This is a genomic window from Georgenia sp. AZ-5, assembly GCF_043952095.1.
Classification (GTDB): Bacteria; Actinomycetota; Actinomycetes; order Actinomycetales; family Actinomycetaceae; genus Georgenia.
Genome location: NZ_JBINOU010000001.1, coordinates 3,284,459 through 3,297,406 on the forward strand (window position 1 = coordinate 3,284,459; position 12,948 = coordinate 3,297,406).

Below are 12,948 nucleotides of genomic sequence, written 5' to 3' on the forward strand. Positions count from 1 at the left end.
GTTCCCGGCGAGGCTGCCCCAGGCGTACACGATCGTGGCCGTGCCCTCCTGGACCGGCACGTCGGCCGGGCCGAGGACGGGCTCCGTCGTCCCGGCCGCGGCGACGGCGGCGGAGACTGTGCTGGCCGGCAGGTCCAGGCTGGCCTCGTCCGGGTTGGCCAGGTCGGTGTTCACCGGCTGCCCCCCGGCGAGCACGTCCACCGCGGGGGCGGCGGCCACGTGACGCACGACCAGGCGGCCTTCGCCGGCAGCCGTCGGGGAGGTGTCGTTCGCGAACAGCGTCGCGGTGGGGTCGCCGCCCTCGCCGAGGTGCGCGACCGCGGTGTAGCTCCCGCCCGCCTCGAGCGGCAGGTCCACCGGTCCGATCGCCGGGGAGCTGGCGTCCTGGGCGTCCGCGGCCGTGACGGCCACCGAGTACGTCCCGGCCGGGAGCTCCAGCGGCCCCGCCAGCTCGCCGGGCGTGAAGTCGTCGAGCGTGCGCTCGCCGTTGACCCACACGTCCACGGTCAGGTCCGGCACGCCGTGCAGGACCGCGACGCTGGCGTCGTGCTCCTGCGCCTGGGCCGGCGCCGCGGCGAGCGTGACGGCCGCGGCCATGCCCACCGCTGAGAGCGTTGCAGTGCGAGTGCGCATGATGTTCCTCCGTCGTCGTGCCCCGGCGGGGCGGTGGTTGACGACAGGTATTCCGGCGGGCGGCCGGGTCCGGATGCAGCGCACGCGGAGCAACTTCGACGCCCCGCCCGGCGCCCCTGCCGGGACGGGTCGGGTGCCGCCGCCGTGTCCGGCCCACGCAGGGCGCGATCGGCTCCGCGGAGGCCAGGCGGCGTCCGCCGGGCCCGCGCGGTGACGCTCAGGCCCGGGCGGGGCGCCGCAGGCGGGCCACCGCCGCGGCGGCCAGCACGAGGGCCGCGGCGACGCCCGCGGCAAGCGCCGTCGGCGCGGAGGCCGGGTCGCCCGTGCCTCGCGCCACCGCGATCCACGCCAGCCCCCAGGCGAGCGTGGCGGCCACGGCGAGCCGGCCGCGCCCGTACGCCGCGAGCGCCACGCCTACCCCGGCGACGACGCCGAGGACGGCGACGGCCCACACCGCCGGCACCCCGGCGCCCTCGAACCCCGCCCCGGCCCCCACTGGCAGACCGTGAAAGCCGCGAGCCCCGCGTAGCTGACGCTCCACACCGAGAACGCCCGCGACGCCGGGGCCAGCAAGGTCGCGTCGGAGGCAAGCACCCCGCCGGCGGCCTCGGCGATGGGCGTGCCGCCGAAGATCCCCACGCCGATCAACGAGCCGACCAGGCACACCAGGTAGGAGGCCGTCACGCCGACCTGGCGCAATCGGTCGGCCCGGCCCGGGCCGCGGATCGGGCGCGCCGCCTCAGACCCGGGCGCGGGCGCGCTCCTCCGCCGCGCGGGTGATGTTGCGCTGCATCCCGCCGAAGACGACGCCGTAGAACGGTGCCACGGCCCACCAGTACGCCTGGCCGAGCAGGCCGTGCGGGTGGTAGATCGCCCGCTGGCGGAAGACGGTGCGGCCGCCGTCCGCGTCCGCGACGAGCTCCAGCCAGGCCAGCCCCGGCAGGCGCATCTCGGCGCGCAGGCGAAGCGTGCGGCCCTCCTCCACCTTCTCCACCCGCCACCAGTCGAGCGCGTCGCCGACCGCGAGCCTGTCGGGGTGCCGCCGGCCGCGGCGCAGACCCGGGCCGCCGAAGACCTTGTCCATCACCCCGCGCGCCACCCAGCCCAGCTGCCAGGAGTACCAGCCACGCGCGCCGCCGATGCCCTCGATGACCGACCACAGGGTCGCGGGGTCGGCGTCCACCACCGTCTCGCGGTCGTCGACGTAGAGGCTGCCGCCCGACCAGTCCGGGTCCTCGGGCAGCGGGTCGCTCGGCGCGTCGGTGAAGGAGGCGGAGGAGAACGTGGTGGTGACGTCGAACTCCCGCACGCGCTGCAGCGCCAGCTCCACCGCCCGGTCGAAGCCGATGAGCCCGTCCGGCGGGTCGGGCACGAAGCCGCGGATGTCGTCCTCCTTGGCCACGACCTCGTGGATGAGCGACTCCACCAGCGGCCGGGCGAGCCCGCCGGGCACCGGGGTCACGAGCCCCACCCACAGGCTGGCGAGGCGGGGCGTGAGCACCGGCACCGCGCGGATGACGCGCGGCGGCAGCCCGGCGACCCGGGCGTAGCGCTGCATCATCTGCCGGTACGTCAGCACATCCGGGCCGCCGATGTCGAAGGGGCGGGAGACCTCCGGCGGCATGGTGGCGGAGCCGACGAGGTAGCGCAGGACGTCGCGCACCGCGATGGGCTGGATGCGGTTGTCGAACCACTTCGGCGCGACCATGACCGGCAGCCGCTCGGTGAGGTAGCGCATCATCTCGAACGAGGCGCTGCCCGAGCCGATGATCACGGCCGCCTGCAGCACGGTGGTCGGCACGCCGCTGCTCAGGAGGATCTCCCCCACCTCGCGCCGGGAGTCCAGGTGGGGCGAGAGCCGCTCGGCGTCCGGGTGGAGCCCGCCGAGGTAGACGACGCGGCCCACCCCGGCCTCGCGGGCGGCGGTGGCGAACGTGCGCGCGGTCCGGCGGTCGCGCGCCTCGAAGGTCGGCCCGGAGCCGAGGGAGTGGATGAGGTAGTAGGCGACGTCCACCCCGTCCAGGGAGCGGCGCACCTGCTCGGGGTCCTGCGCGTCGGCCGCCACCGCCTCGACCTCGCCGTGCCAGGGGCGCCCGGCGAGGCGGTCGGGATGGCGGGCCATCGTCCGCACCCGGAAGCCGGCGCGGAGCAGCTCGGGGACGAGGCGCCCGCCGATGTACCCGGTCGCGCCGGTGACCAGGGCGAGCGGGGCCGCGGGCCGGCTCATCGGACCAGTGTGCGGCCGCCCGCGCGCCGCGGCGCGGCGAGGACGCCGTCCGGACGCCCGGCGTCAGCGGCGGAAGTGGTCCCAGCCGGGGCTGACCGCCGGGCGGCGGCCGCCGACCAGGACGGTGCCGGCCGCGTGCTCCGCCGTCGCCGCGTCCACCCGGCCCAGGGCGCTGAACCCCTCCGGCAGCGCCCCGCCCGCCGGGAAGGTGGCCAGCATGCCGTGGTCCTCGCCGCCGCCCAGCACCCAGTCGGCGGGGTCGATCTCGAGGCGCGCGGCGGCGTCGGCCAGCTCCGCCAGGGCGGCGGGGACGGTCTCCTGGACCGGCTCGAGCGCCAGGACGACGCCGGAGCTCCGGGCGAGCCGGCCGGCGTCGCGCAGCAGCCCGTCGGAGACGTCCATCATCGCCGTGGCACCGGCGCGCGCGGCGGCGGGCCCTGCCGCGAGCGCCGGGCGGGGCCGGAGGAAGCCGGCGATGAGCTGTTCGTCGGCGCCCCCGCGCCGCCCGGAGGAGAGCAGGGCGTATCCGGCGGCGCTGCGGCCCAGCGCGCCGGCGTGCGCGACGACGTCGCCCGGCCGGGCGCCGGAGCGCAGCACCGGCGCCCGCCCGTCCAGGTCCCCGTGGACGGTGACGGCGATGACGAGCTCCTCCCCCGCCGAGAGGTCGCCGCCGTCGACGCCCACGCCCAGCGGGGCGCACGCCTCGGCGAGGCCACGGCACAGCTCGTGCACCCATGCCACCGGCGTGGCGGGCGGCAGCACCAGCGAGACGACGAGCGTCGTCGGCTCCGCGCCCATGCCCGCGACGTCGGAGAGGTTCTGCGCGGCGGCGCGCCAGCCGACGTCCGCGGCGGTCGACCAGTCGCGCCGGAAGTGGTGGCCCTCGACGAGCACGTCCGTCGAGACGCAGAAGCGTCCGTCGGGCGCCGCGACCACCGCGGCGTCGTCGCCGGTGGGCACCAGCGTGTGGCGGCCGCGCGGCAGGAGGGGGACGAACGAGGCGATCAGCTCGTCCTCGCTCAGGTCGGCGACGGTGGGCTCGGCGGGCGGGGTCACGAGGTCACGGTAACGGGCGCGTCCCGCCCGCCGCTGCCTGCCCAGTCCGGCATCGCGCCCCCTCGCCGTCGCGGCGGCTCATCGCGGCGGCCGTTTGTCGGCGCCTCCCGACTGTGACGTTGTGGGGCTCTCAGCGGCCCGCACAACCCCCACAACGTCACACCCGCGCCCGCCCCACCCCCACAACGTCACACCCGCGCCCGCCCAACCCCCACAACGTCAACGGTCGCGGTAAGCACCGGAGCCACCTCTGCCCAGCCGGGACGCCGGCCCGGCGCCGCGGTTTCCGTCGCGGCGGGGGCACCGACGTACAGTGAGCCCGTGCCCCTGACCCTCCGCCGCCCGGCAGTCGTGCTCGCCGGCGCAGCCCTCCTGGCGGGGTGTGCGACCCCGGTGACCCTCTCCGCCGGCGAGGCGGCCCCCGGCCCGACATGCGCGCGGATCATCCAGGCCACTCCCGACGAGCTCGGCGGCCTGGAGCGACGCTCGACCACCGCGCAGGCCACCACCGCGTGGGGCGACCCGCCGGTGTCGGTCCGGTGCGGCGTCACCCCGCCCGGCCCGACGACCGACCGGTGCCTGAGCGTGGACCAGGGCGACGGCACCACGGTGGACTGGATCCAGCTGGAGGGCGGCGAGGAGACGGAGACCGGCCAGGGCTCCTGGTCGTTCGTCACCTACGGTCGGGAGCCCGCGATCGAGGTCGTGGTGCCCGTGGAGCAGGTGACCGGCCAGCCCACGGCCTTCCTGGTCGACCTCGGCTCCGCCGTCCAGCTCAGCCCTGCCGAGCGGACCTGCGTCGGCGCCGGTGACGTCTCCTAGACCTCGGCGGCCCTGACTCGGTCGCGAACGTCCTGCACGAGCGGGACGGTCCGCGGGTCCGCCGGGCGGCCCAGCGCGCGGTACTCCCAGCCGGCGGCGCGGTAGCGGTCGGCGTCGAGGGCGTGGCGCCCGTCGACGATCCGCCGCTGGGCCACGAGCTCGCCGAGCGCCGCCGGGTACGCGTCGCGGAACTCGGCCCACTCGGTGAGCATCGCGACGGCGTCCGCGTTGTCCACCGCTGCAGCCAGCGTCGGCGCGTAAGCCAGGTCCGGGTAGGCGCGGCGCGCGTTGTCCATCGCGGCCGGGTCATACACCGTGACGATGGCTCCGGCCTCGTGCAGCATGCGGGCGACGTCGAGAGCGGGCGCGTCTCGGATGTCGTCGGAGTCGGGCTTGAACGCGGCGCCCAGCACCGCCACCCGCTTGCCCTCGAGGGAACCGCCGGTGAGCTCGCGCACAAGGTCCACGGTGCGGGTGCGGCGCCGCCGGTTGATCGCGTCGACCTCACGCAGGAAGGACACCGCCTGCCCCACGCCCAGCTCCTCGGCACGGTGGGCGAAGGCGCGAATGTCCTTGGGCAGGCAGCCCCCGCCGAAGCCCAGTCCCGGCTTGAGGAACCGGCCGCCGATGCGAGAGTCGTACGACAGCGCCGTGGCGAGCAGGCTGACGTCCGCGCCGGTCGCCTCGCAGACCTCGGCCATGGCGTTGATGTAGGAAATCTTGGTGGCGAGGAAGGCGTTGGCGGCCACCTTGACCAGCTCGGCGGTGCGCAGGTCCGTCGTCACCAGCGGGGTGCCACGGTCGAGCACGGGCGCGAACGCCGCACGCAGCCGCTCCTCGGCCCACGGCGAGCTGATGCCGAAGACCAGCCGGTCCGGCGCAAGGGTGTCCTCCACCGCATACCCCTCGCGGAGGAACTCAGGGTTCCACGCCACCTCGGCCGCCGCGCCGGCCGGCGAGGTTCCCGCCACGAGTGCGGCGAGCCGCTCCGCCGTCCCTACGGGCACGGTGCTCTTGCCGACAAGCAGGGCGCGGCCGGTGACGTGGGACGCCAGCTCCGTGAACGCCGCGTCGACGTAGGTCAGGTCGGCGGCGGAGGAGCCGGCGGCCTGCGGGGTACCCACGCACACGAAGTGGACGTCGCCGAAGGCGGCCGCCTCGGCAAAGCTGTCGGTGAACCGCAGCCGGCCCGACGTCGTCACGCTCGCGAGGATCTCGGCCAGGCCGGGCTCGTAGAAGGGCACCTCGCCGCGGGCGAGGGCCTCGATCTTGCGACGGTCCACGTCGACGCCGAGGACGTCGTAGCCGAGGCTGGCCATGCAGATCGCGTGGGTGGCGCCGAGGTAGCCCGTGCCGATGACGGTGAGGCGGGGGCGGGGCGCGGTGTCGGTGGTGACCATGCTGAGCTCCTTGGGACTGGTTGTTTCATGCCGGACGGGTCCTGCGGTGCCTTTCGGTGGTGCTGGTGGGTCGTGCCGGTGGAGGCGGCGCGTGTGGGGGTGGTCAGGTGGTGCCCGCCGGGTCGGGCAGGTCTACCGGACCGGTTCCGGGGTCGTGGCGGCGGGCGTGGGGTGGACCCGCGACAGCCGCGGGACTACGGCGACGCGCACTCGACGTTGGTGGTGCCCTCGGCGGCGCGCTCGGCGGTGTTGCTGCACTCCACGACGTTGCCGAGCGCGGGGGTCAGGGAGTAGCCGAAGCCGGGGCCGTCGACGGCCGCGGCGTTGCCGCGGAAGACGTTGCGGTCGCCCCAGCCCTCGAGGATCTCGTGGGTCTGGAAGCCGTCCATCGGCGAGCTCGTGCCGGTGTTGCCCTCCACGAGCCAGCCGTTGCCCTTGACGTCCACCCACGAGTCCGCCTCGACCATCGCCGCGCCGTCGAGCAGGTTGCCGGCGATGACGCCGTCGCTGGTGCCCTCCTTGACGTCGATCGCCTCGGCGGTGGTGCCGCTGATGTGGTTGCCCGCGATGGTGTTGCGGTCGCTGCGGTCCGGCTCGCAGCCGGTGACGTCGCACCAGTTGCTCTCGGCAGTGCCGATGTAGACACCCTCGCCGAACTTCGCCCGGCGGAGCCCGGTGTCGCTGACGGTGCTCGCGCTGACCACGGAGTCGGTGCTGAAGCGGCGCAGGTGGATGGCCTCGTCGCCGATGTGCCGGACGGTGAGGCGGTGGAGCCGCGAGCCGACCGTGCCGTCGGCCATGATCCCCTTCTGCCCGTTCTGCACGGTGAGGCCGACGACGTTCCAGTGCCGGGCGCCGTCGAGATGGAGCACGTACCCGTCCTCGACGTCGCCGCCGTCGAGGACCGCGCCGGGGCCGCACAGCCAGATCGGCGCCTCGGGCGTACCCGACGCCGTAGCCGTGAAGTTTCCCTGGTAGGTGCCGTCGGCGAGGGTGATGACGTCGCCGGGCCGGGCCGCCACCAGGGCCTCCTCGAGTTCCTCGGCAGTGCTCGCGGCCAGGGTCGGCGCGGGGCACCGCAGGTCCTCGTACCGCCCGGCCCCGCCCGGCGCGGTCGCGGCGCCCGACGGCGCCGCGGTGGGTTCCGCCGTCGGGCCGGCGCTCCGTGCCGCCGCCGGCCGCTGAGGTGCGGGCTCCCGGCCCGTCACGACGAACACGACCACGAGGCCGAGGACGGCGGCCAGGGCCGCCGCCACGAGGCCGTTGCGCGGGGTCATGCCCGGACCTCCTCGGCTGCGGCTCGATCCACGACACCCGCCGTGAAGGAGCTCAGCGGTGCGTACGACTCGTAAGGGTGGCGGATCCCCTCGCGCCGCGCGCGCGCACGGGCGACGGCGGAGAGGACCACGAGGGTCATGACGCCGAGCCAGATCAGCGTGAGGGGCTGGAACACCGCGCGTGTGATCTCCGAGAGCGAGCGGCTCACCACCCACCCGTCCACGGCATTCGCCTCGACGACGGCGCCGACGGCGCGCTCAGAGTCGATCGGGCGGGGCCCGGTGCCGGAGACGGTGTTGTCCACCACCTCGGTGCCCTCGGCCCGCCCGACGACCGTGATCCCGTGGCGGGCGACGTCTGCGACCTCGTTGTCCTCGATGGTGGCTGTGGCGTTGCGGACGTAGACGCCGGTCTCCCCCCCTCTGAGGGTGTTGCGGGCGACGCGCGCACCGGTCACGTCGTCGCGCAGCGCGATGCCCTGCCGGTGGCCGGTGACATCGTTGGCGACCAGGGCGACGTCCTGGGCGCCGGCGCCGACGACGACGCCCATCTCGTTGTCCCGCACCGCCGAGTCGGTCAGGGTGAAGCCGGTGCCGCCGGCGACGTGGACCCCGTAGCGCCCGTTGTCCGCGAAGGTGCCGCGCAGGACGGTGTGCCCGCCCGACTCCGTCACGCCCGTGCCGGCGGGGTTCGGCCCGTCGGCGAGCGGGCGCCCGTCGACATGCAGGCCGTCCCGCCCGTTGCCGGTCGCGACCACCTCGGAGAAGGACAGGCCGGAGCTCCCGCGGGCGACGACGAAGCCGTCGCCGGCGTTGCCGGTCGCGGAGGAGCGGGTGACCTCGGCGTCGGTGACGCTGCGGTGAAGGACCATGCCGTCCACGAGGCTCTCGCGCACGGTGGTGCCTGTGATGTCGACGCCGGCGGCATTGGTCACGAACACCCCGAAGGCGTTGCCCCGCACGTGGACGTCGTCGAGCGACACGCTGACGGCGTCCCGCTCGGCCGCCGCCTCCCGGGCGACCTCGAACTGCGGCAGCACGCCGCCCTCGGCCTGGGCGAGGCCGTCAGGCCGCACGTCGTGGGCGGGCGCCGTGCCGGTCACCGCGAGACCGCCGGTGGGGCCGCCCCAGAAGCCGAGCGCGGCGAACGTGGCGTGCGTCAGCTCCGCGCGGCCGCCGAGCACCCTCACGTAGGCCCGTCCATCCCCGGTCACCGTGTCCGGGCCCCACGCCAGCGGGTCGAAGCTGGCGACCTGCACCGGTGCGCCGGGGCCGCCCACGAGCTGCAGGGCGCCACCGAGGGTGACGATCGAGGCGAAGCCGTCGGGCCCGCTGCTCAGCCGCACCGTCGCGCCGGCGCCCTGCCCGACGGCGAGGGTCGCCCCGGCGAGCACAAGGGTGTGCTCTCGCACGAGGTAGCTGCCGTCCTTCTGGGCGGACCACGAGTCAGGGGCGGTCTGCACGAGCTCGGCGGGGGTGTAGGCCTCCTGGCGTGCCGGCAGGACCAGCGTCGCCACGGGGTCGGTGGTAACCCGGTAGGGGCCACCGACGTCCTCCCACCGGTGCGGGAAGGGGCTGGTCACGGCCTGCAGGTCGCTGATGCGGCCCTGCTCGGCGGCCACGAGCTCCGGCTCGGTCCGCGGGTCGCCGGGGTAGGTGACTGAGGGTGCGCCGTCCGCGTCGCCGTTTTCAGCTGCCGGGGGGCTCGGGGCGTCCGGAGTGGTCGCGGCCCAGGCCGCCGGCGTCCGGACCGCCGCCCCGCCGAGCTCGGCGACGGCGTCGACCGTGTCTCGCTCCCCCGCCTTGGCCGCCCCGGACGGCAGGGCGGCGAGGGCACCAAGCACGAGCGCCGTCGCGACGCTCGCCTTGCGCATGCCCGCCCGTCGGGGCGCCGCCACCCGGACCGAGCTCGTCGTGCGGAGGCCCGCACGCCGGCGCGCCGCCACGCCCGCCCGGTTCGGCGTGCGGCCGGCCCGGCCGCGGCTCTGGCGCGTCATGCCGCCGCCCCCGCGGTCGCGAGCGCGGGCCGGGCGAGCGTCGCGGCCCCCTGGCCGTCACCGCCCACCTGGTCGGCGCGGCGCGTCAGCCAACCCTGCTTGTTCATGGTGACGAAGGCGTAGGCCTTGATCGGCAGGGCCACGAGGATCACGGTCACCGCCATCAGCGGCAGCAGGAGCACGTCGCGCGGGTGGCGCCGCAGGTGCGAGGCGCCGCGGATGCCACGCCCGAGCAGCAGCCACGCCGCCGCCAGCGCCACCCCGGCCGGGGTGAGCTCCAGCCGAGAGAGGGCGAGGTAGGTCAGGGTCATTCCCATCGTCAGCGGGGTCAGGAGGATCTGCAGCACGGTGAGCTGGGTGATGACCGGCACCCGCCACAGCCAGCCCTTGGCGACGGCGGTGAGGTAGCAGCGGTAGGAGTTGCGGCTCCAACGGACCCGCTGCTTGACGAAGGCGCGGAAGGTCGCCGGGAACATCGACAGGGCCCGCGCGGAGGACTGGTGCACGGTGCGGTACCCGGACGCCAGCACGAGCCAGGTGAGGCGGCCGTCGTCGCCCGCGATGCAGCGGCGCCCGAGGAAGAACTCGTTCTCCAGGTTGTCCAGGAGCGGCAGGATCGCGCTGCGACGGTAGACGGCGGTGCGTCCGGACACGCACGGCACCGCGCCGACCCGCCCCATGGCCGGGACGTAGTCGTGGTAGCGCAGGTTGACCATCCAGTCCGCGATGCGCCGCCACACGCTGGTCTCACGCTGGTAGACGTTCTGCTGCGTGCTCACGGCGCCCACGCGCGGGTCCGCGAAGGGCATCTGCACGGCCTCAAGCAGGCCGGGGCACCACTGGGTGTCCGAGTCGACGAGGACGACGACCTCCCCGCGGGCCCGCCGGATGCCCACGCCGAGCGCCGAGCGCTTGCCGACGTGGTGGAACAGGACGGCGGACACGCGCGGGTCTCCGAGGGCCGTGATCCGGTCGTAGGCCTCCAGGTCGGCGACGTCGAGGACGACGATGATCTCGTCCGGGCTCTGCGCCCGCCAGGTCTCGAGGCACTCAAGCAGGATGTCCGGGTCCTCGTGGTACGACGGCACGACGACGGAGGTGCTCGTGCGGAACCCCGACACGATCGGGCGCGACCGGCGGGACATGAGGAACCGGTAGAGCCACAGGCCCCAGACGATGGTGCCCGCGACGGCGAGCGGGAAGTAGTGCGTCAGGACGGCCAGGCCCTGCCCGCCCTGGCCGAAGGTGGCGCCGAGACTGGCGACGGTGCCGTTCCAGGCGCTCTGGATCGCGACGACGAGGGCCTCGGGCGCGCCGCCGGACGCCTCCACGGCGGGGAGACGCGGGTCGCTGCCCGAGGCAAGGACGAAGGACATGCAGGCCTCACAAGGTGACAGGGCGCGCGGGCCCGGGACGTCCGCCGGTGGTGCCACGGCACCACCACGGCGGCTGGTGCGACCGGCGGCGGGGACGTCGGCGGAGCGGCTGGCTCCGCACCGGTTCCCGGCGCCGGCGGTGGCAGCGCCGCGGCCGTGCCGGGCGCGCCGGACCACGGCCGCAACGCCGCGGTCTGCGAGACCTGTCCCGCCCCCGGGCCTGTCTCCCGGGCAGCTCCAGAAAACAGCGGCGCCCGTCCGGACGCGCGCCGGGGTACGGATGATCCGCGGCTGAAAGCAGGCTCTGCCCGCGGGTGACAAGGGTGACCGAACGGACGACTCGGAGCGGATGTGGCGATAGGTCCGGCCGGCCGGCGTCGGCGTCCGGGTGCGGGGTGCCGCGCCGTTCCCGCAGGCCGGAGCAGGGTGAGGCGGCGTCACACCCGGATGTCCGGGGGCCTCACCCCCGCTGCGAGGGATGCCGCCAGCCGGCGGGCGTCAGAGCGTCAGCGCGTAGCAGCGCTCCTCGCCGTCGACGAGGCTGGCCGAGACGTCGTCGGGCACGGCCAGGCCGGGCAGGCCCCCGGTGAGGTCGAGGACGAGCACCTGGACGGTGTCCACGAGGGTCGCGCCGAGCTCGAGGAGCCACCCGCCGCCGTGCGGCACGCCCAGCCGCCGTGCGGCACGCCCCAGCCGCCGTCGCCCGGCCCCGCCGCGCCGCCGTCGCCCGGCCCCGCCGCGCCGCCGCCCGGCGTGACCGCGGGAACCCACCAGGGCACGCTGCGCCGGCCCCAGGAGCGAACGTGACCGGCGATCTCGGCGACCAGCTCAGGGCCGGGGCCGGGGGACGTGCTCCACACCTGGGTGGGCACGGCGAAGTGCTCGGGGTAGCCGACCAGGTGGTAGTCCGCGGTGCGCACCTGGGGCGCGCCGTCGGGCACCCACACCCAGGCCGCGGCCTCCTCGAGGACCCGCCGCGGGGTCCACTCCCCGGCGTCCACCTACCGCAGGCCGGCGTCGCGCTCCCGGGCGAGCGCGATCAGCTCGTCGATCAGCTCCGGGTAGCTCAGGCCCGACTTCTCCCACAGGAGGGGGTACATCGAGAAGGGCGTGAAGCCGGGCATGGTGTTGACCTCGTTGATGATCACCGAGGTCCCCGTGTAGAAGAAGTCCACGCGGGCCAGGCCCTCGCAGCCCAGCGCCTCGAAGGCGTCGGCGGCCAGGCCGCGCACCTTGGCGGCGACGTCCTCGGGCAGGTCGGCCGGCGCGACCATGGTCAGCGGCGCGGTGTCGAGGTACTTGGTCTCGTAGTCGTAGAACCCGGAGGCCGGGTCGTCCAGGACGATCTCCCCCGGCACCGACGTGCGCGGCGCGGCGTGGCCGTGGCCCTCCAGCACCGCGCACTCGATCTCCCGGCCGTCGATGCCGGCCTCCACCACGACCTTGGGGTCGTGGCGCTGCGCCTCGACGACGGCGGCCTCGACGTCCTCGAGCCGGTCCACCTTGGAGATCCCCAGCGAGGAGCCGGCCCGCGCCGGCTTGACGAAGACCGGGAATCCCAGGGACGCCACGGAGTCCAGCGCGCGGGCCTTGTCCGTGTGCCAGGTCCGTGGCGAGATGACGGCGTAGGGTCCCACCGGCAGGCCGTGCCCGGCCAGGACCACCTTCATGTAGTGCTTGTCCATGCCGACGGCCGAGGCCAGCACGCCGGAGCCGACGTAGCGCACGCCGGCCATCTCGAGCAGGCCCTGCAGGGTGCCGTCCTCGCCGAAGGGGCCGTGCAGCAGGGGAAGGACGACGTCCACCTTGCCCAGCTCCTGGGGCACCTCCCCCTTCGCGGCCAGGACCAGACCGGTCGAGCTGCTGTCCCCGAGCGGTACGAGGACCTGGGCGTCGGCGGCCGTGATCTCGGCCCGGCCTCCCTCGAGCGGGGCGGGGTCGTCCGCCACGAGGACCCACTCCCCCGCGCGGGTGATGCCCACCGGCAGCACGTCGTACTTCTCGCGGTCGATGGCCCGGAGCACGCCGGCGGCGGTGGCGCAGCTGACGGCGTGCTCGCCGCTGCGGCCGCCGAAGACGACGGCGACACGCACCTTTCCGGAGGCGTCGGCGAACGGGGCGGGGGCGGGTGCGGTGCTCATCGCCCGCGAGATTACCTGG

The 12,948-nt window shown here is 75.5% G+C and carries 10 protein-coding genes and 1 pseudogene; 1 reads left to right on the forward strand and 10 read right to left on the reverse strand.

Annotated features, from left to right (window positions below; all coding sequences use genetic code 11):
* From ACF0H8_RS15420 to ACF0H8_RS15435, 4 genes and pseudogenes are all read right to left on the reverse strand, one after another.
* Positions 1 to 633 (reverse strand): annotated as a pseudogene (locus ACF0H8_RS15420) (DUF4397 domain-containing protein); the annotation flags it as partial.
* Between the two features lie 217 nt (positions 634 to 850).
* Positions 851 to 1,129 (reverse strand): hypothetical protein, encoded by a 279-nt coding sequence (locus ACF0H8_RS15425; protein ID WP_395289774.1) that lies wholly within the window; start codon positions 1,127 to 1,129, stop codon positions 851 to 853.
* Between the two features lie 243 nt (positions 1,130 to 1,372).
* Positions 1,373 to 2,860 (reverse strand): SDR family oxidoreductase, encoded by a 1,488-nt coding sequence (locus tag ACF0H8_RS15430; RefSeq protein ID WP_395289775.1) that lies wholly within the window; start codon positions 2,858 to 2,860, stop codon positions 1,373 to 1,375.
* Positions 2,861 to 2,923: 63 nt separating this feature from the next.
* Complete coding sequence (locus ACF0H8_RS15435) at positions 2,924 to 3,916, reverse strand: thiamine-phosphate kinase (RefSeq protein ID WP_395289776.1); 993 nt, start codon at positions 3,914 to 3,916, stop codon at positions 2,924 to 2,926.
* Between the two features lie 321 nt (positions 3,917 to 4,237).
* Here ACF0H8_RS15435 and ACF0H8_RS15440 point away from each other — a divergent pair, with 321 nt between their 5' ends.
* Complete coding sequence (locus ACF0H8_RS15440; protein ID WP_395289777.1) at positions 4,238 to 4,738, forward strand: DUF3515 family protein; 501 nt, start codon at positions 4,238 to 4,240, stop codon at positions 4,736 to 4,738.
* On the opposite strand, the gene ACF0H8_RS15445 is transcribed toward ACF0H8_RS15440, so the two are convergent.
* From ACF0H8_RS15445 to ACF0H8_RS15470, 6 genes are all read right to left on the reverse strand, one after another.
* Positions 4,735 to 6,138, reverse strand: coding sequence for a UDP-glucose dehydrogenase family protein (locus ACF0H8_RS15445; protein ID WP_395289778.1), 1,404 nt, complete (start codon positions 6,136 to 6,138; stop codon positions 4,735 to 4,737). The genes ACF0H8_RS15440 and ACF0H8_RS15445 overlap by 4 nt on opposite strands.
* Before the next feature lie 194 nt (positions 6,139 to 6,332).
* The gene (locus ACF0H8_RS15450) at positions 6,333 to 7,415 is read right to left on the reverse strand and encodes a hypothetical protein (RefSeq protein ID WP_395289779.1); all 1,083 of its coding nucleotides are present in this window, start codon (positions 7,413 to 7,415) and stop codon (positions 6,333 to 6,335) included.
* Positions 7,412 to 9,412 (reverse strand): nitrous oxide reductase family maturation protein NosD, encoded by a 2,001-nt coding sequence (locus ACF0H8_RS15455; RefSeq protein WP_395289780.1) that lies wholly within the window; start codon positions 9,410 to 9,412, stop codon positions 7,412 to 7,414. The genes ACF0H8_RS15450 and ACF0H8_RS15455 overlap by 4 nt, the downstream gene beginning before the upstream one ends.
* A complete protein-coding gene (locus tag ACF0H8_RS15460) occupies positions 9,409 to 10,788 on the reverse strand; it encodes a glycosyltransferase (RefSeq protein ID WP_395289781.1) in 1,380 nt (459 codons plus the stop codon). The genes ACF0H8_RS15455 and ACF0H8_RS15460 overlap by 4 nt, the downstream gene beginning before the upstream one ends.
* A gap of 498 nt (positions 10,789 to 11,286) precedes the next feature.
* The gene (locus ACF0H8_RS15465; protein ID WP_395289782.1) at positions 11,287 to 11,559 is read right to left on the reverse strand and encodes a hypothetical protein; all 273 of its coding nucleotides are present in this window, start codon (positions 11,557 to 11,559) and stop codon (positions 11,287 to 11,289) included.
* Positions 11,560 to 11,789: 230 nt separating this feature from the next.
* On the reverse strand, positions 11,790 to 12,929 hold the full coding sequence (locus ACF0H8_RS15470) for a D-alanine--D-alanine ligase family protein (RefSeq protein WP_395289783.1): 1,140 nt from the start codon (positions 12,927 to 12,929) through the stop codon (positions 11,790 to 11,792).
* Positions 12,930 to 12,948: the final 19 nt, after the last annotated feature.

Coding starts and splice junctions, on each gene's coding strand:
- ACF0H8_RS15445 (WP_395289778.1), bottom strand. CDS start 6,138: ATGGTCACCACCGACACCGCGCCCCGCCCCCGCCTCACCGTCATCGGC.
- ACF0H8_RS15455 (WP_395289780.1), bottom strand. CDS start 9,412: ATGACGCGCCAGAGCCGCGGCCGGGCCGGCCGCACGCCGAACCGGGCG.
- ACF0H8_RS15450 (WP_395289779.1), bottom strand. CDS start 7,415: ATGACCCCGCGCAACGGCCTCGTGGCGGCGGCCCTGGCCGCCGTCCTC.
- ACF0H8_RS15470 (WP_395289783.1), bottom strand. CDS start 12,929: ATGAGCACCGCACCCGCCCCCGCCCCGTTCGCCGACGCCTCCGGAAAG.
- ACF0H8_RS15430 (WP_395289775.1), bottom strand. CDS start 2,860: ATGAGCCGGCCCGCGGCCCCGCTCGCCCTGGTCACCGGCGCGACCGGG.
- ACF0H8_RS15460 (WP_395289781.1), bottom strand. CDS start 10,788: ATGTCCTTCGTCCTTGCCTCGGGCAGCGACCCGCGTCTCCCCGCCGTG.